Origin of the sequence: Rhodococcus sp. RD6.2 (assembly GCF_001040705.1) — a bacterium.
Taxonomy (GTDB): Bacteria; Actinomycetota; Actinomycetes; order Mycobacteriales; family Mycobacteriaceae; genus Rhodococcus_G.
The window spans coordinates 437,036-454,014 of the sequence record NZ_CVQP01000001.1 but is presented as its reverse complement, the minus strand read 5'-3'; the positions used below and the strand labels follow the sequence as shown (position 1 = coordinate 454,014).

Genomic DNA, 16,979 nt, shown 5'->3' with positions numbered 1-16,979 from the left:
CTTGTCGTCGTTGGGTGCGTGAGTTCTGATGTGGCGGTTCACATGTCGAGCGTTGCTCCGCCGTCGACCCGGAGGTCGTGCAGCGTGACGTGGCGGGCGGCGTCCGAGCACAGGAACAGCACGGTCTGCGCGATGTCCTCCGGCCGGGCGATGCGGCCTAGTGGGATGCCGAGCCGGAACGATGCCGCGTCACCCGCGATCACTGCCGGCGACTCGTCGTCACCCGACCACATTCCGCGCAGCATCGGGGTGTCCGTGGAGCCAGGCGACACCACGTTGCACCGGATGCCGTGCGGCGCGAGTTCCAACCCGAGGCTGCGCAGGTAGGCCGTCGCGGCCGCCTTCGACGCGCCGTAGGCGGCCATCGACGTCCGCGGGGTCGCGGCCGCGTTCGACGACACCCCCACGATCACCCCGGGCTGCGCGCCGGCCCTCACGGCCGCGATGAGGCGCCGCGCCGCCTCACCGGCGACGTTGCGGGTTCCGGTGGCGTTGACGGCCATGCAGGCGTCCCAATCGTCGCCCAGGTCCATTCCGGAGCCGGTGCGCAGGACGCCCGCGGCATGGACGAGGATCGCGATCGGCCCGACGGCCGCCTCGGTGGCGTCATAGGCGGCCACGACGGCGTCGATGTCGGTGACGTCGACGGCGAGCGCCTCGCCCGCATGCAGGTCGGCGTCCGCCTCACCGGCGAGGTCCCATCGCGCGACGGTGGCACCCACCGACTCGAGCAGCCGCGCGACGGCGGCACCGATGCCGCCCGCGGCACCGGTCACGAGTACGGAACGCCCGGTCACACCCTCCACAGCCATAAGCGTAGGCTACCCTTACGGATTTGGTGGTGACGCCGCAGGGCACACCCGAAGCGAAAGGGATGCGGTGCCCGAGCAGTCGAACGGACCTGTCGAGTTCACCCGGTGGCCGGAGACCGACGCAGCGCGCTACCGAAGCGAAGGCATCTGGGCGGGAACGACGTTCGACCGTATCCTGCGCGACACGGCGACCCGGCGCGCGGACACCGTCGCCGTGATCGACGCCGACACCTCGTGGACCTACGCCGAGCTCGATGCCCGAGTCCGCACCCTCGCCGCCGGGCTCCTCGATCTCGGCATCGAACCGCGGCAACGCGTGATGGTCCAGCTGCCGAACCGGGCCGAGTACGTCGCCACCGTCTTCGCACTGTTCCGCATCGACGCGCTACCGGTGTTCTGCCTGCCCGCGCACCGCTCCGCGGAGCTGACCGCGCTGGCCGCGGCCTCCGAGTCGGTCGCCATCGTCGTGGCACACCATCACGAGGGATTCGACCACGCCGCGCTCGCCGCCGACGTCGCAACGGCCGTGCCCTCGCTGCGCACGATCGTCTGCATCCCCGACGCGGGCGCCGTGGCCCCCGAGGGCACGGTCGCGTTCGATACGGTTCGCGGCCAGGACCGCGAGTTCCCCACAGCCGATCCCGGCGAGGTCGCGTTCCTGCAGCTCTCCGGCGGCAGCACCGGCGTACCCAAGCTCATTCCCCGCACGCACGACGACTACCTCTACAGCGTGGTCCGCAGCAACGAGGTGTGCGGCGTCACCGAGGAGACCGTCTACATGGCGACTCTTCCTGTGTCCCACAACTTTCCCATGAGCTCCCCGGGAATCCTCGGAGCCGTCGTCGCGGGTGGCACCATCGCGCTGACACCCTCCCCGGCCCCGTCGACCGCCTTCGCGATGATCGAACGAGCCGGCGTCACGATGACCGGGCTCGTGCCGCCCCTGGCCCGGTTGTGGACGGAATCCGCCGAGCGCGGACAACCCCACGACATCTCCACCCTCGCCACCGTCCAGGTCGGCGGGGCACGCTGCCCCGACGAGCTCGCCACCCGCATCGGCCCCGCACTCGGCGCCCGCCTGCAGCAGGTGTTCGGCATGGCCGAGGGCCTCGTCTGCTACACCCACCTCGACGACTCCGACGAGGTCGTCACCACCACCCAGGGGCGGCCGATGTCGCCGCTGGACCGGATCCGAGTCGTCGACGACAACGACGTCGACGTCCCGGCGGGCAGCGAGGGATCACTGATGACCCACGGCCCCTACACAATTCGCGGCTACTACCGGAATGCGGACGCCAATGCCCGCTCGTTCACCGACGACGGCTGGTACCGGACCGGCGACATCGTGCGCGTCGACGCGCGCGGCAACATCACCGTCTGCGGGCGCGCCGTCGACCGGATCAACCGGGGCGGCGAGAAGGTGTCCGCCGAGGAGGTCGAGGAACATCTCCTCGCTCATCCCTCGATCCGGGACGCGGTGGTCGTGGCGATCGCCGACGAGTACCTCGGCGAACGCACCTGCGCGTTCGTCCTCGCCGCAGACGAGGACAATCCACCCAGGACGAGCCAGATCCGGGCCTTCGTCCGGGACCGCGGCCTGGCCGCATGGAAGATCCCCGACAAGGTGCAGGTTCTGGACGCGTTCCCCGAAACCGGCGTCGGCAAGACCAGCCGCAAGGAGTTGCGCAGAGCGCTGACGGGTCGCTGACCGCCCGAGCCGGGTGGTGGTCGGTCAGCGCTCGATGGCAATGACCGCGCCGGGCTGCAACCACCGGATCAGCCACACCAGCGCCGCCTCGTCGATGGCGACGCACCCGAGAGTGGGCTCACCGTTGGTGACGTGAAGGAAGAACGCGCCGCCGTCGCCGGGCACCCGCGCCTTGTTGACGCCCATCGTCACCGCGTAGCGGTACTCGGGGATCTGCAGCTGTTCGGCGGCGTCCTCGTCGAACGCACACGATCCCGGCTCGCAGACCTGGTGGGTGTTGAACGTGGGGCTGTTCGGGTCGCCGTCCCACCAGTCGTCCGCTCCGACGGTCCGATAGGGCAGTCCACCACCGGGCGAGGGTGCGGTGCCGAACGCCTCGTCCAGGCTGAACACCCCGGTCGGGGTGGCCGGAACGCCGTCGCGGGCCTTCTCGGTGAAACCCGACTCGCCCACCAGAGCGGGAAGCGACGGGGACACGCGGTGCCAGCCGACCGGCGAACGCTGCCAGGCCTCGAGGGTCGCACCGGAACCGCTGGTGCCGTTGACGGCAACGACCTGGGTTGCGGCTCCGACCTCGCCGGCGAACCACGGCCCCTGAGCTGCGGCGAACGGCGCGCACAGCAGGGCGAGTACCGTCGCCACAACGGTCGAAAATATGACTGACATCACATTCCGCACACCACATCGTGACCGGTCGCGGCCCCGGGGTCAAACGCTGGCAGGATCGGCCCAACTCTGACCGCCCTACCCACGGAGGATCCATGACCTCGACCGACCTCGACGCAACCGCTTCCATCGCGGTGGTCGAACGCTTCCTGACCGCGCTCGCGCACTCCGACGTCGACGCCGCAGTGGCCCTCACCACCGACGACCTGGTGTGGCACAACGTGGGGGTGCCCCCGCTGCGTGGCGCCCGCGCCATTCGCACACTCCGCGGACTTGCACTCCCCTGGATGCGCTTCGACGTGATCCTGCACAACGTGGCCTCGGACGGGAGCGTGGTCCTGACCGAACGCACCGACCTGCTCGCCCTCGGCCCGGTCACCCTCGAGTTCTGGGTGTGCGGCACGTTCGAACTGCGCGACGGCAAGGTCGCCGTCTGGCGCGACTACTTCAGTATGCGGGACATGCTGCGCGGCTTGGCCGTTGGCGTCGGACGCCTGGTTCTCGGTCGTCGCGGCGGCCGCTCGTCCGGCTACCTGGGTGCGTGATGGACGGCGGCAATCGACGCGAACGAACGGGAGTGTGACATGGGCGTCTGGGGCTCGGGGAACTTCGACAGCGACACGGTCGCGGACGGGCTGGGAGAGCTGACCGGCAGGATTCTCGACGACATCACCACCGAGTTCGAGGACGACTCGAACCTGGAGCCGGACGAGTGGGGCGGGAACATGGTGCCTGCCTGGCTCGAGATCCTCACCGATATCGCCGAGACACAGCGAGTCGGTGTGACCTTTCCCTCGACGACCGTGCTGACCGACTGGCGGGACCGATACCTGCGCGTGTGGGACGGATACATCGACGGACTCGAGCCGGACCCTGACCACAAGGTCGCGCGCCGGTCCGTGCTCGTCCACACCTTCGACAGGGCCCTTGCCGTCGCCGCCGAACGGCAACAAGAGTAGGTGGGAACCCTTCGGATCATCAGCGGCGAAACCCTGGTTCGCGCACGTGATCCGAGATACGAAATGGGGTCATGAGCGCAGAACCGCGACGTGTGAGTCTCAACGCCTTCATCTACCCGACCGGACACCACGAGGCGGCCTGGCGGCACCCCGACAGCCGGCCGGAGAGCATCTACGACGTCCGCTACTTCCAGGACATCGGGCGCACCGCCGAGGCCGCGAAACTCGACGGCGTGTTCTTCGCCGACGGACCCGCCCTGCGCACCGACGTGCGCCACAACGTCACCTACGGACTCGAACCGATCACCCTGCTCACGGCCATCGCGTCGGTCACCACCCACCTCGGACTGATCGCGACCGCCTCGACCACCTACTACGAGCCCTACAACCTCGCGCGCCTGTTCTCCTCGCTCGATCACATCTCGGGAGGGCGGGCCGGCTGGAACATCGTCACCACCGGAACCGACAAGGCGGCAGCCAACTTCGGGCTCGACGCCCACCCCGACCACGCCGAGCGGTACGCACGAGCACACGAGTTCGTGGAGGCAGTCGTGAAGCTGTGGGACAGCTGGGAGGACGACGCACTGGTCGTCGACAAGCAGACCGGCGTGTACGCGGACCCGTCGAAGATCCACACGATCGACTACGCGGGCAACCACGTCAAGGTCCAGGGACCGTTCGGCGCGGCCCGGTCACCGCAGGGACACCCGGTGCTCGTCCAGGCCGGATCGTCCAACGACGGTCGCGCGTTCGCGGGCCGTCACGCGGAGGCGATCTTCACTGCCCACCAGCGCCTTTCGGACGCCCAGGTGTTCTACAAGGACATCAAGAACCGGGCGGCCGAGGTCGGCCGCAACCTGGATCACGTCAAGGTACTCCCCGGAATCAGCCCGTTCATCGGGGACACCGAGGAGGCGGCGAAGGCGCTCGAACGCGAGTTCAACGAACTCACCGTTCCCGAGTACGGCCTGGAGCAGCTCGAATCGCTCACGGGGAAGAGCGTGCGTCACATCGGACTCGACGAGCGGATTCCGCTCGAGGCCTTCTCCGGCGCCGGCGACGTCGCCGACAACTCGGCAAGCCGACTCCAGGTCCTGGCGGGGATCGTGGAGCGGGAACAGCCCACCGTGCGGCAGTTGCTGCACCGGCTGGCCGGTGCCCGTGGCCATCGCGTCGTCGCGGGCACCGCGGAACAGGTCGCGGACACCATCGAAGAATGGTTCACCCAGGGTGCCGCGGACGGGTTCAACGTCATGCCCCCGCAGTATCCGCAGGGGCTGGAGGTCTTCGCGACGCAGGTCGTGCCGATCCTGCAGGAGCGGGGGCTCTTCCGCACCGAGTACGAGGGTGTGACGCTGCGCGACCACTACGGTCTGCCTCGTCCCGTCAGTCAGTACGCGACGGTCTGAACCGCGAAAACACGTTCGGCAGGATCGGCCCCGCACAGCGAGGCCGATCCTGCCGAACTGCGTGCTATGCGGTGGGGCCGAACTCCTCGAGCATCTCCGTCACGAGAGCCGCGATCGGCGAACGCTCGCTACGGGTCAGCGTGATGTGCGCGAAAAGCGGGTGCCCCTTGAGTTTTTCGATCACCGCCGCGACACCGTCGTGCCGACCGACGCGCAGGTTGTCACGCTGGGCGACGTCATGGGTCAGCACGACACGCGACCCGCTGCCGAGTCGCGAGAGAACGGTCAGCAGCACGTTCCGTTCCAGGGACTGCGCCTCGTCCACGATCACGAACGAGTCGTGCAGCGAGCGACCGCGAATGTGAGTGAGCGGCAGCACTTCCAGCATCCCGCGGTTGATGACCTCGTCCATCACCTCGGGGCTGGCCAGACCGTCGAGGGTGTCGAACACGGCCTGCGCCCACGGCCCCATCTTCTCGCTCTCACTGCCCGGCAGATAGCCGAGCTCCTGCCCGCCGACCGCGTAGAGCGGCCGGAACACGACCACCTTGCGATGGGTGCGGCGCTCGAGCACCGCCTCGAGGCCCGCGGTGAGCGCGAGCGCCGACTTGCCGGTACCCGCCTTGCCGCCGAGCGAGACGATCCCGACGCTCTCGTCGAGGAGCAGGTCGAGGGCGACCCGCTGTTCGGCGGAGCGGCCGTGCAACCCGAACGCCTCCCGCTCCCCCCGCACCAACTGCACCCGCTTGTCGGGGGTGACTCGCCCCAGCGCGCTGGATCGGCCCCCCAGAAGTCGGATTCCCGTGTGACACGGAAGTTCCCGCGCCTCGTCGAGGTCGATCATGCCGTCGGCGAAGAGTCGGTCGATCTGCTCCGACGCGACATCGAGTTCCGTCATCCCGGTCCACCCGGACGTCACGACGTCCTGCGCGTGGTATTCGTCGGCGGGCAGTCCGACCGCGCCCGCCTTGACGCGAAGCGGGATGTCCTTGCTCACGAGGACCACGTCGTAGTCCTCGGCAGCCAGGTTGAGTGCGCACGCGAGAATGCGGGAATCGTTCGAATCGGTGCGGAAGCCCACGGGGAGCACGGCGGGGTCGGTATGGTTCAGCTCGACCTGCAGTGTGCCGCCCTCCGTGCCGATCGGCACCGGTTGATCGAGCCTGCCGTGTTCGAGTCTGAGGTCGTCCAACATCCGAAGCGCCTCTCGCGCAAACCATCCCAGCTCATGGTGGTGGCGCTTGCCCTCCAGTTCACTGATCACCACCAGTGGCAGAACAACCGAATGCTCGGCGAACCGGGTGACGGCCCACGGATCCGAGAGCAGAACGGAGGTGTCGAGGACGTAGGTGCGGACGGAGCGGTTTGCGGTCACGGTGGCTCCTACGCTGACGCGGCGCCCGCGCAAGCGGCGGTTCGCTGGGCCGATCGGTCCGGGTGGGGCGAAACCCACAGGGACCGGGCGCCGGTCCCCTCGCACTGCGCGAAGTCAGTCACGACTCGAACCTCCCGGACGGGCAACTTCCCCTGTCACCCGTTGGCCTGAACGCTACGTCCACTCCGCCCCACCGTGCGCGACCAACACGGTGAACGTTGGGTAAACCGACAACCCGGCCGAAGCAGCGAAATGGCCCGCCCCCATGCGGGTGCGGGCCATCTCGCGTGGTCGGGTCAGACGTTCTTGGAGAGCAGGCCCCAGTTCTCGAGCCCGTCGTAGAGCGGGAAGTCGAGGGCCAGCTTCGACACGCGTGCGCGGAGTGCGGGAACGTCGGCGTCGGTGCCGTTCGCGAGCGCCGTCGCGATGATGTCGGCGACCTCGGTGAACTCGGCCTCGCCGAATCCGCGGGTGGCGAGCGCGGGGGTGCCGATGCGCAGGCCGGACGGGTTCATCGGCGGACGGGGGTCGAACGGAACGGCGTTGCGGTTGACGGTGATTCCGATCTCGTGGAGCAGATCTTCACCCTGCTGACCGTCGAGCGCGGAGTTGCGCAGGTCGACCAGGACCAGGTGCACGTCGGTGCCGCCGGTGAGGACGGAGATTCCGTTGCCCGCGACATCGGATCCGCCGAGGCGCTCGGCGAGGATCTTCGATCCGGCGAGGGTGCGCTCCTGGCGCTCCTTGAACTCCGGGGTGCCCGCAATCTTCATGGCGACGGCCTTCGCGGCGATCGCGTGCATCAGCGGCCCGCCCTGCTGGCCGGGGAACACGGCGGAGTTCAGCTTCTTCGCCCACTCCTGCTTGGCGAGGATCATGCCGGAGCGCGGACCGCCGAGGGTCTTGTGGACGGTGGTGGACACGACGTCGGCGTGCGGAACCGGCGACGGGTGCAGGCCCGCGGCGACGAGACCGGCGAAGTGCGCCATGTCGACCCACAGCTTCGCGCCGATCTCGTCGGCGATCGACCGGAACGCGGCGAAGTCGAGGTGACGCGGGTAGGCGGACCAGCCGGCGATGAGCACCTGGGGACGCTCGGCGAGGGCGATCTCACGGACCTTGTCCATGTCGACGACGTGGGTGTCCTCCCGGACGCCGTAGGACGCGACCTCGTACAGCTTGCCGGAGAAGTTCAGCTTCATGCCGTGCGTGAGGTGCCCGCCGTGCGCGAGGTCCATGCCCATCAGCTTCTCGCCCGGGTTCATCAGCGCCATCAGCACCGCGGCGTTGGCCTGGGCGCCGGCGTGGGGCTGCACGTTCGCGAAGTCCGCGCCAAAGACGGCCTTGGCGCGTTCCTTGGCGAGGTTCTCGACGACGTCGACGTGCTCGCAGCCGCCGTAGTAGCGACGCCCGGGGTACCCCTCGGCGTACTTGTTGGTCAGGACGCTGCCCTGAGCCTGCAGGACGGCGCGCGGAACGAAGTTCTCCGACGCGATCATCTCGAGGGTGTCGCGCTGACGGGCCAGTTCGCCGTTCATTGCCGCGGCAACCTCGGGGTCGAGTTCGGCGAGCGAGGCATTGTTGACGTCGGTGCTGGGCACAGCGGTCATCGAGGGATCTCCAAGTGGAAGGCCGGGCAGGGGCAGCTCCATTCTAGGGCCAGGTCACCGGCACCCTGCCGCGGGTTCCCTGGAACGATGCCGCCGCCGTCCCGATCGCCGGGACAACGCCGCCGCAAGCGGCGGCGGACGCGCTTGGCTGTCCACCACGACGGAGTCCGCCACACCACCGGGAGCCACCGATGACCCTCGACGACCTGATCGCAGAACGCACGATCACCCGCGCCCTGACCCTGATCGCCCGGGCCATGGACGATCGCGACTGGGCGGCCCTCGACGACCTCACCGTCCCGGACATGACAGCGAACCTCGGCACCGGGGAACTGGGAAGCCGCGCCGAACTGGTTGCGAGCATCCGTTCGTTCCTCGACGCCTGCGGTCCGACGCAGCACCTGCTCGGCAACGTCGTCGTCGATGTCGACGGCGACACCGCCACCAGCCGCGCATACGTCTCCGACCTGCACCTCGGCACCGGTGACCGGTCGGGCGTCACGTTCCAGACCCTCGGCGACTACCACGACAGCTGGGTCCGGCACGGCGAGGCGTGGTTGCTGACGCGCCGCGTCAAGCACAACCGCGGGCACGTCGGCTCGTTCACTGCCCTCGGACCGGGCCCCGAGGGCTGGTCACCCCGCGACTGACCGCACCGTCGCACCCTTCGGCATCGGCCGGGTCGGCGAGGTTGAACAGGCTGTTCCGGCCGGGTTCGATCGGTACGGCGAGCGCATGCCGGCGTGAGCTCCAGCGGGCGAAACCGCCGGTACGACGCAATGCCGCCGCCACCCGGCGCGTGTCGTGATGCCAGCACTCCACCACGTCGTCGTGCGACTCCAGCCGGATCAGTCCGTCGCGCCGCACCGAGGCCAGCACGTCGACGGAGTCCCCGTTCTCCCAGCTCTTGCGTGCGTGAATGAAGTGCACCCGATGTCCCGGTCCGTAGCTGGTGCAGTGGCGGTCGACGACCGGGTTGTCGTGGGACAGGTGGCTCATGGGATCTCCCGAGTTCCTCGGGCCGCCCGGAAATCCGGGGGCGCTCGTGCCGACACCGGGTGGTGCCAGCCACTTCGTCACCCGAGCCACCCGCGAGCGTGGGGTTGGCGGCCGTCCAGTCGGGGCTTGGCGACGGCACTCGTGAAGCAGCACCCAGTGTAGGCGACGACCGACCGGGTCGGCGACGCCCGGGATCAGCGACGACCGGGATCAGCGCAGTGCGGACGGAATGAGGGGCTCGTCGAGGAGGCGCCCGAACAGGTCCGCACGTTCGATGCCGTCGCCCGCGCGGCCGAGCCAGGAGTCGAGCAACCGGTAGCCCTCGACGTACGTCGACGTGTAAGCACGCCAGAGCGGCGACGACAGGAACCGCAGCGACTGCCTGGACCGCTCCGGCGACGTCAGGTTCCACGTCTGCAGGAACTCCGCAACCTCGTCGTGGGAGCGTCCGCGGTCGTGCAGCAGCAGTGCCGCGTCCTGACGCACCCCGAGTAGTCCGGCCGACGCCGTCGACAGTGCCTCGGCGCGCTGACCGTCGAAGCGGAGACCGAGATCGGCATAGATCTCCTCCGCCCACTTCCCCCAGCCCTGCCCTGGGGTCGCTCCGCCGGCTCCGCCGCACTGCCCTGGGGTCGCTCCGCCGGCTCCGCCGCACTGCCCTGGGGTCGCTCCGCGGGCTCCGCCGCCCTGCCCTGGGGTCGCTCCGCGGGCTCCGCTCCCGGGCCCCACGATCGCACCCAGCGCATGATCCGCAAGGCCCTCCGCCATCAGGCACTGCGGGGTGTTGACCAGGAAAATCGTGTGCTCGATCTCGCCCGCGTCGACGAGGCCCGCCTCCTTGCGGCAGTGCTCGGTGTGATGACCCGGGTACGACTCGTGCGCGATCAGGTGTGGCAGGTGCGCCATGTGCTGCTTGAGGTCCGAGTTGATCGCGACCTTCGACCGGTAGTCGCCGAGGTAGTAGTTGAAACCCGACCAGGGCTTGTCACCGACCACTTCGTACTCGACGCGCTCGGTCTCGGGCAGCGGGTAGCGGGCGCGCACCAGGTCGCGAAGCGCCGACGAGAACGCGTCGACGCACTCCGCGAGGCGCTCGGGCGGAATCTCGTCTGCCGCGCGGTGCGCCTGCAACCGTTGCGCCAGCGGCGTGCTGCCGTCCCCTGGGAGCACCTCGTCCATCGCGCGATGCGCCGCACGGTAGTCGTCGACGGACCCCGGCTCGATCCGGACGTCGAAGTAGGCGTGCACCTCGTCGACGAAGCCGATCTCCTCGCCCGCGAACTTGCGTGCCGAGCATTCGAGGGCGCGCAGGTGCACATCCAGGAACTCGGCGCGACCCGCCGCGATCTCGACGTTGGACAGTTCGGACCGCAACTCCGCGGCACGACGGGCCAGCTGACGCGGCTCGGGGGGCGGCGCGTTCTCCACCCGCCGACGCAATTCGGGGTCGCCGGTGAAGGCGTCGACGAACCCGTCCTCGATTCGGTCGAAACCGAGCCCGAGCAGCAGATACTCGCGTACGAAGGTGGTGGCGTCCATACCTGTGCACCCTAGTGGCCGGACCCGACGCAGCATCGGACTGTGTGGGCGAGCACAATCCACCTATGCAGATCGAGGCGATGCAGATCGAGGCCGGGGCGCGCGAATGGCGAGGGTGAGCGAAAGCAGCCCGTACGTCGAGTTCGACCGGAAGCAGTGGAGGACACTGCGCAAGGCGACGCCGCTCGTGCTCACGGAGGAAGAACTCCAGGGCATGCGGGGCCTCGGCGAGCAGATCGATCTCGACGAGGTCGCCGAGGTGTACCTGCCGCTGTCGCGACTGATCCACCTGCAGGTCGCCGCACGGCAGCGCCTGTTCGCCGCGACCGCGACCTTCCTCGGGGAGAAGCACCCGGATCGTCAGGTGCCGTTCGTGATCGGTGTCGCGGGTTCCGTCGCCGTCGGTAAGTCCACGACCGCGCGTGTCCTCCAGGCGCTGCTCGCGCGGTGGGAACACCACCCGCGCGTCGACCTGGTGACGACCGACGGCTTCCTGTACTCGACCGCGGAGTTGACGCGCCGCGGCATCATGCACCGCAAGGGCTTTCCGGAAAGCTACGACCGTCGCAAGCTGCTCCGCTTCGTCACCGAGGTGAAGTCCGGCGCCGAAGAGGTTGCGGCACCGGTCTATTCACACCGGTCCTACGATGTCATCCCCGGCCAGTACCACCTGATCCGACAGCCCGACATCCTGATCCTCGAAGGCCTCAACGTCCTGCAGACGGGGCCTCGGCTCATGGTCTCCGACCTGTTCGACTTCTCGATCTACGTCGACGCGAAGGTCGAGGACATCGAGCGCTGGTACATCAAACGCTTCCTGGCACTGCGCAAGACGTCGTTCGCGGACCCGCAGGCCCACTTCCACCACTACTCGAACCTCTCGGACGAGCACGCCACGATCGCCGCCGAGGACATCTGGAATTCGATCAACCGCCCGAACCTGGTGGAGAACATCCTGCCGACTCGTCCGCGCGCAACCCTGGTGCTGCGCAAGGACGCCGACCACTCCATCAACCGACTGCGGCTGCGCAAGCTCTGAGGCAGCTCCGCCGCATGTGCGCGAGAGTGTGGTGGTCCCGGCCGCCCGGCTCACGCACATGGCGGATCAGCGCCTACGTGCCGAAACGGCGGTGCCGTGCCGCGTAGTCGCGCAGGGCACGGAGGAAGTCGACCCGCCGGAACTCCGGCCAGTACGCCTCCGTGAACCAGATCTCCGAGTACGCGCTCTGCCACAGCAGGAACCCGGACAACCGCTGCTCACCGGACGTGCGGATCACCAGATCCGGATCGGGTTGCCCGGACGTGTAGAGATGCCCGTCGATCGCCTCGACGGTGATCGCGTCGACCAGTTCGGGACCGTCCACGCCTTCGGCCTGCTTCTGCCGCACCAACGAGCGGACCGCGTCGGCGATCTCCTGGCGCCCGCCGTACCCGACCGCGACGTTGACGTGCGTGCCGGTGCGGCCCGCAGTGCTGTCGGCGGCTTCGCGCAGTCGGCGGGCGGAGTCCTCGGGCAGGAGATCGAGGGTGCCGACGATCTTCACGGACCAATTCTGATCAGGCCCGGAGATCTCCTCGACGACGTCGGTGATGATCTCGATGAGGGTGTCGAGTTCCTCGGGGTCGCGGCGCAGGTTCTCGGTGGAGAGCAGATAGATCGTCGCCATCTCGATGCCGGTCTCGTCACACCAGGTCAGCAGCTCGGCGATCTTGAGCGCACCCATCCGGTGACCGTGCGCGACGTCGGTGAACCCGTTCTCCCGCGCCCAGCGGCGGTTGCCGTCGCACATGACGGCGACGTGCCGGGGTCGCTGCATACCGTCGAGCTGCCCGGTGAGGCGCCGCTCGTAGAGGCTGTACAGCAGGTCGGAGGGCTTCACCTGGACATCACCACGGGAGGTCACATTACGCCCGGCCCTTGCCTCCGCGTCGCGCACCGGTGTTCTCGTGAGGAGCGTGACATTCGACGGCCCTGTCGGCCGACTTCGTGCGGGGTACAGTGGCCGGGATTCATAACCTACGGTTCCGTAGGTTATGGGCTTCGAGCGCTGGGAGAAGACCCCATGACCGTCCTGGACCAACCCCTCGCCCCGGTGAAACCCCGACTCCGTGGCTGGATCCACGCATGGGCGTTCGCGGTGGCCGTCGTGGCGGGCGTCGTACTCGTCGCGGCCGCGTTCACCGTGTCCACCCGCGCCGGTGTCGCCACCGCCGTCTACGCCACCACCGTGTGCGGCGTGTTCGGGGTCAGCGCCGCCTATCACCGCATCCACTGGCCGACGACCCGGTCGCGTACGTGGATGAAGCGCGCCGACCACTCGATGATCTTCCTGTTCATCGCGGGTAGCTACACCCCCTTCGCGACGTTGGCGCTCCCGGCGGGCACCGGCGGAACGCTCCTGGCTGTGGTGTGGTCCGGCGCCCTCGCCGGAGTCGCGTTGAAGATGTTGTGGCCCACCGCTCCCCGATGGGTCGGGGTTCCCCTGTACCTCCTGCTCGGATGGGCGATCGTGCCCGTCGCGGGCGACCTGGTCGAGCAGGTCGGCTGGCTCCCCCTGATCCTGTTGGCGGTTGGCGGTGTGCTCTACAGCCTCGGCGCGGTCCTCTACGCCACGAAATGGCCGAACCCGTGGCCCGACACCTTCGGGCACCACGAGTTCTTCCACGCAGGCACGGTCGTGGCCGCACTCTGTCACTACATCGCGGTGTGGCTGGTGCTTTTCGCCTGACGGTGCCGATCGACGCGGTCGACGAGCGCCGTGAGATGTTCACGAAGCTCGTCCACCGATACAGGAACCACCTCGACGACATCGCGGGTACGGACGATCAGGTAGCGGCCGTCCTCGACGTCGATCCACTGGAACACGCCACCGTCGTCGGTCGGGCGCCAGTCGACCGCGGGCCCGGGATGGACGCCGACCTCTCCGATGCCGTCGCGGCGTCGCGAGAGGAATCCCCGCACGTCGTCGGAGGTGCCGCGCTCGGAGACGGGCCGCATCACCGTGTTCCCGGTGTCCGGTCGGGCGACGAGCCGACGGCCCGCGCCGCGCGCGGCCGCCGGCACTGCCGAAGCGACCGTGGCAGCGACCCGGGTTCGCGGCACCACCGCGATTCGCACGTCGCCACCGCTTTCGGTGTCGGGCCCGGTCATCTGGGTGACGACAACGGCGGCGGCACCCCGAATGCCTGCGTGCACGCGGGTCATCGACGTCGGTCCTGCGCCCGCGAAACCGCACACCTCGACGCGGAGATCCGGTTCCAGTAGGACGGACAGCGCCGACTGCAACTCCCTGTCGATTTGCCGAACAAGAATGTGCGTTGCTTCCTGCCGCTGTCGCCGATCCTCGTCGACGGTCTCCGCGGCACTGCGGTAGGCCATCGGATACGGCAGTCGGTCACGTCCACAGAGGCGCCACAGGACATCGAATTCCAGTGCCGTGAAACGCCAACACTCGACACCCGCGACAGTCCCCCGCACCACATGCCCCCGCCCCCCGACAACAGTCCGCTCACCCTACTCAGACGCAACCGAGTCCCGATCGGTTCCCGCCTGTGTACGACGGATCGAATCCCGCAACCGACACCCTCGTGGCAGCGACGATGCACCCGTCACACCTGCAGAAACCACCTACAGTGAGCTGTATGGACGATCCAGTGGCAGACGCCCTCGGACAGCTGGCCGCCGAACGCGAGGGTGTGGTCCTGCAGATCCTGGAACTCGAAGGCAATCTCGACCGGGCCAAGCGCCGGGTCGCGGAGATCGACGGCGAAACTGCGTCACTGGAGCGCGTCCGCGACGAGTTGAAGCGTCGCCATCCCGAACCTCCGGGATAGGTGGCGACGCCACACAGGGGACGACCGAAAGCCGATCCCCCGCGCCGGCGCACTACCGGGCGAGCGCCTCGACCAGCGCATCGACATCGGTGACAGGCCGGTCGCACACGACCCCGCGGCACACGTACGCCGCGGACTCGCCGTCGACCAGCGGCCGATCCGCAAGCAGCGGAACCGAATCGGGCGTTCCGCCGACGACGACCACACCACCGGGCGCATGCCTGCGTGCCGCGTCGAGCAGATCCGACGCACCGTCCGTCGCGACAGCCACCTGGATCGGGCCACGAACAGCGGCCTCGGCGACCGCGAGCCAGTGCCCCGCGGAGCGTGGAACACGCTGGAGCAGAACAGTTCCCCGGTCGATCGTCGCGGAGGCCGCGGCGCCGTAGCGCCCTGCCGTGTCGGGCGCGGACAGCACTGATGCGAGGAGCAGCGCCTCCGCCATCGACGACGCGCCGGACGGGGTCGCCCCGTCGACGGGGTCGCGGGGCCGGGCGATCAGCGCCTCCGCGTCGTCCGCGGTGTCGAACCAGGATCCCGGCTCGGTGTCGTCCGAGAAGTGGTCGAGCGCCACGTCGAGAATCTGCTGTGCATTCGCCAGCCACTCGGCACCACCGGTCACCTGGTGCAGGGTGAGCAGTCCTGTCGCGAGCGCGGCGTGGTCGTCGAGAACTGCCGCCGCATCGCCGACGACCGACCCGAGCGATGCACGCCGGAGCCGTCCGTCCACCAGGTGCTCGTCCAGCAGCGAGCGAGCGCAGTGCTGCGCTGCATCGAGCCACTGCGTGCGCCCCAGTCCCGCACCGGCTTCGGCGAGCGCAGTGATCGCCAACCCGTTCCACGCGGTGACGACCTTGTCGTCGCGGGCGGGCTGCGGTCGCCTCGAGCGTGCGTCGAGCAGGGTTCGGCGCACCGATTCCCAGCGCACGGCATCGTCGGGATCGGCGGGCAGTTGCAGCACCGACGTCCCGGCTTCGAACGTTCCGACGGAACTGACCGCCAGCAGGCCGGCAGCCCACACCCCGTCCTCGAAGCCGAGCACCTCGATCAGCTGATCCGGGGTCCATGCGTACGTCAATCCCTCGACGCCGTCGGTGTCCGCATCGAGGGCGGACGCGAAACAGCCTGTCTCGGTGCGCAGGTCACGGAGCATGAACTCCGCTGTCTGCTCGGTGACACGCAAGGCCAGGTCCGAGCCGGTGCGACGGGCCAGGTGTGCATAGAAACGCAGCAGCTGGGCGTTGTCGTAGAGCATCTTCTCGAAATGGGGCACGATCCAGTCGGCATCGACCGAGTAGCGGGCGAAGCCTCCACCCAGCTGGTCGAACAGCCCGCCGCGCGCCATCGCCTCCGCGGTCCGGGTCACGGACTCGAGGACCATCGCCGAGCCGGTCCGCTCGTGACTGCGGAGCATCCCTTCCAGCAGCGCGGACGGCGGGAACTTCGGCGCCCCACCGAACCCGCCTCGCTCGACGTCCTCGTCGGAACGGATCGAGGCCACCGCCGCGTCGAGGAGCGCACCGTCGAGCGCCACGGCTCCCGCAGGAAGGGCACCGCCGGCGCGCCGCAGCTCCGCCGTGATCGACTCCGACGCCTTGAGCACGTCGTCACGGCGCGTCCGCCAGGTGTCGTCGATCGCCTCGAGCAGCTGCGTGAAGGACGGCATTCCGCCCCGCGGCGCAGGCGGAAAGTACGTGCCGCAATAGAACGGTTCGCCGTCCGGGGTGAGGAAGCAGGTCATCGGCCACCCGCCCTGCCCCGTCATCGCGACCGTCGCGTTCATGTAGATCGCGTCCAGATCGGGGCGTTCCTCACGGTCCACCTTGATGCACACGAAGTGTTCGTTCATCACGGCGGCGGTCGCCTCGTCCTCGAACGACTCGTGCGCCATCACGTGACACCAGTGGCAGGCCGCGTAACCGATGGACAACAGCACCGGCACGTCGCGTTCGCGCGCCCACTCCAATGCCTCGGTGCCCCACTGCTGCCAGTGCACGGGGTTGTCCGCGTGCTGGCGCAGGTACGGACTGGTCGCGTCGCCGAGGGTGTTGCGGGACAGCGCGCCCAC

Annotated in this window: 17 protein-coding genes and 1 riboswitch; of the genes, 8 read left to right on the top strand and 9 right to left on the bottom strand. The window is 68.9% G+C overall.

Going from position 1 to position 16,979, the window contains the following annotated elements; genetic code table 11:
• Window positions 1–38: 38 nt before the first annotated feature.
• Window positions 39–812, bottom strand: coding sequence for a 2,3-dihydro-2,3-dihydroxybenzoate dehydrogenase (locus RHCRD62_RS02075; protein WP_050062983.1), 774 nt, complete (start codon window positions 810–812; stop codon window positions 39–41).
• 67 nt (window positions 813–879) lie between these two features.
• On the opposite strand from RHCRD62_RS02075, the gene RHCRD62_RS02070 reads away from it, so the two are divergent.
• Window positions 880–2,520 carry a (2,3-dihydroxybenzoyl)adenylate synthase gene (locus tag RHCRD62_RS02070; RefSeq protein WP_050062982.1) on the top strand — a complete coding sequence of 547 codons (1,641 nt, stop codon included), beginning with the start codon at window positions 880–882 and terminating at the stop codon, window positions 2,518–2,520.
• A gap of 24 nt (window positions 2,521–2,544) precedes the next feature.
• On the opposite strand, the gene RHCRD62_RS02065 is transcribed toward RHCRD62_RS02070, so the two are convergent.
• Window positions 2,545–3,198 (bottom strand): L,D-transpeptidase family protein, encoded by a 654-nt coding sequence (locus tag RHCRD62_RS02065; RefSeq protein WP_172670986.1) that lies wholly within the window; start codon window positions 3,196–3,198, stop codon window positions 2,545–2,547.
• Between the two features lie 83 nt (window positions 3,199–3,281).
• Here RHCRD62_RS02065 and RHCRD62_RS02060 point away from each other — a divergent pair, with 83 nt between their 5' ends.
• The 3 genes from RHCRD62_RS02060 to RHCRD62_RS02050 all read left to right on the top strand — a co-directional run bounded on the left by RHCRD62_RS02060 (window position 3,282) and on the right by RHCRD62_RS02050 (window position 5,554).
• Window positions 3,282–3,731 (top strand): limonene-1,2-epoxide hydrolase family protein, encoded by a 450-nt coding sequence (locus RHCRD62_RS02060; RefSeq protein ID WP_050062980.1) that lies wholly within the window; start codon window positions 3,282–3,284, stop codon window positions 3,729–3,731.
• Between the two features lie 39 nt (window positions 3,732–3,770).
• On the top strand, window positions 3,771–4,145 hold the full coding sequence (locus tag RHCRD62_RS02055) for a hypothetical protein (protein WP_050062979.1): 375 nt from the start codon (window positions 3,771–3,773) through the stop codon (window positions 4,143–4,145).
• Window positions 4,146–4,216: 71 nt separating this feature from the next.
• Entirely contained in the window at window positions 4,217–5,554 is a 1,338-nt protein-coding gene (locus RHCRD62_RS02050; protein ID WP_050062978.1) for an LLM class flavin-dependent oxidoreductase, read from the top strand.
• A 64-nt stretch (window positions 5,555–5,618) separates the two neighbouring features.
• Here RHCRD62_RS02050 and RHCRD62_RS02045 read toward each other — a convergent pair whose 3' ends face one another.
• Together RHCRD62_RS02045 and glyA are read right to left on the bottom strand one after the other, a co-directional pair.
• Window positions 5,619–6,929 (bottom strand): RNA 5'-3' helicase PhoH2, encoded by a 1,311-nt coding sequence (locus RHCRD62_RS02045; RefSeq protein ID WP_050062977.1) that lies wholly within the window; start codon window positions 6,927–6,929, stop codon window positions 5,619–5,621.
• Window positions 6,930–7,225: 296 nt separating this feature from the next.
• Window positions 7,226–8,539, bottom strand: coding sequence for a serine hydroxymethyltransferase (glyA, locus tag RHCRD62_RS02040; protein ID WP_050062976.1), 1,314 nt, complete (start codon window positions 8,537–8,539; stop codon window positions 7,226–7,228).
• 191 nt (window positions 8,540–8,730) lie between these two features.
• Between glyA and RHCRD62_RS02035 the strand changes: the two genes are divergently transcribed.
• Complete coding sequence (locus tag RHCRD62_RS02035; protein WP_050062975.1) at window positions 8,731–9,189, top strand: nuclear transport factor 2 family protein; 459 nt, start codon at window positions 8,731–8,733, stop codon at window positions 9,187–9,189.
• Here RHCRD62_RS02035 and RHCRD62_RS02030 read toward each other — a convergent pair.
• Both RHCRD62_RS02030 and RHCRD62_RS26275 read right to left on the bottom strand, forming a co-directional pair.
• Complete coding sequence (locus RHCRD62_RS02030; RefSeq protein WP_050062974.1) at window positions 9,143–9,538, bottom strand: hypothetical protein; 396 nt, start codon at window positions 9,536–9,538, stop codon at window positions 9,143–9,145. The two genes, RHCRD62_RS02035 and RHCRD62_RS02030, sit on opposite strands and share 47 nt — an antisense overlap.
• Window positions 9,539–9,575: 37 nt before the next feature.
• A riboswitch (SAM riboswitch) is annotated at window positions 9,576–9,685 on the bottom strand.
• A 63-nt stretch (window positions 9,686–9,748) separates the two neighbouring features.
• On the bottom strand, window positions 9,749–11,077 hold the full coding sequence (locus tag RHCRD62_RS26275) for a hypothetical protein (RefSeq protein ID WP_050062973.1): 1,329 nt from the start codon (window positions 11,075–11,077) through the stop codon (window positions 9,749–9,751).
• A 106-nt stretch (window positions 11,078–11,183) separates the two neighbouring features.
• Here RHCRD62_RS26275 and coaA point away from each other — a divergent pair, with 106 nt between their 5' ends.
• Window positions 11,184–12,116 carry a type I pantothenate kinase gene (gene coaA / locus RHCRD62_RS02020; protein ID WP_050062972.1) on the top strand — a complete coding sequence of 311 codons (933 nt, stop codon included), beginning with the start codon at window positions 11,184–11,186 and terminating at the stop codon, window positions 12,114–12,116.
• Window positions 12,117–12,189: 73 nt separating this feature from the next.
• On the opposite strand, the gene RHCRD62_RS02015 is transcribed toward coaA, so the two are convergent.
• Window positions 12,190–12,957, bottom strand: coding sequence for an isoprenyl transferase (locus RHCRD62_RS02015; RefSeq protein ID WP_050062971.1), 768 nt, complete (start codon window positions 12,955–12,957; stop codon window positions 12,190–12,192).
• 183 nt (window positions 12,958–13,140) lie between these two features.
• On the opposite strand from RHCRD62_RS02015, the gene RHCRD62_RS02010 reads away from it, so the two are divergent.
• A complete protein-coding gene (locus tag RHCRD62_RS02010; protein ID WP_050062970.1) occupies window positions 13,141–13,806 on the top strand; it encodes a PAQR family membrane homeostasis protein TrhA in 666 nt (221 codons plus the stop codon).
• On the opposite strand, the gene RHCRD62_RS02005 is transcribed toward RHCRD62_RS02010, so the two are convergent.
• Window positions 13,773–14,555 (bottom strand): ESX secretion-associated protein EspG, encoded by a 783-nt coding sequence (locus tag RHCRD62_RS02005; RefSeq protein WP_301280710.1) that lies wholly within the window; start codon window positions 14,553–14,555, stop codon window positions 13,773–13,775. The genes RHCRD62_RS02010 and RHCRD62_RS02005 overlap by 34 nt on opposite strands.
• A 164-nt stretch (window positions 14,556–14,719) precedes the next feature.
• On the opposite strand from RHCRD62_RS02005, the gene RHCRD62_RS02000 reads away from it, so the two are divergent.
• Window positions 14,720–14,911 (top strand): hypothetical protein, encoded by a 192-nt coding sequence (locus RHCRD62_RS02000; RefSeq protein WP_157050773.1) that lies wholly within the window; start codon window positions 14,720–14,722, stop codon window positions 14,909–14,911.
• A gap of 52 nt (window positions 14,912–14,963) precedes the next feature.
• On the opposite strand, the gene RHCRD62_RS01995 is transcribed toward RHCRD62_RS02000, so the two are convergent.
• Window positions 14,964–16,979, bottom strand: coding sequence for a thioredoxin domain-containing protein (locus RHCRD62_RS01995; RefSeq protein WP_050062967.1), 2,016 nt, complete (start codon window positions 16,977–16,979; stop codon window positions 14,964–14,966).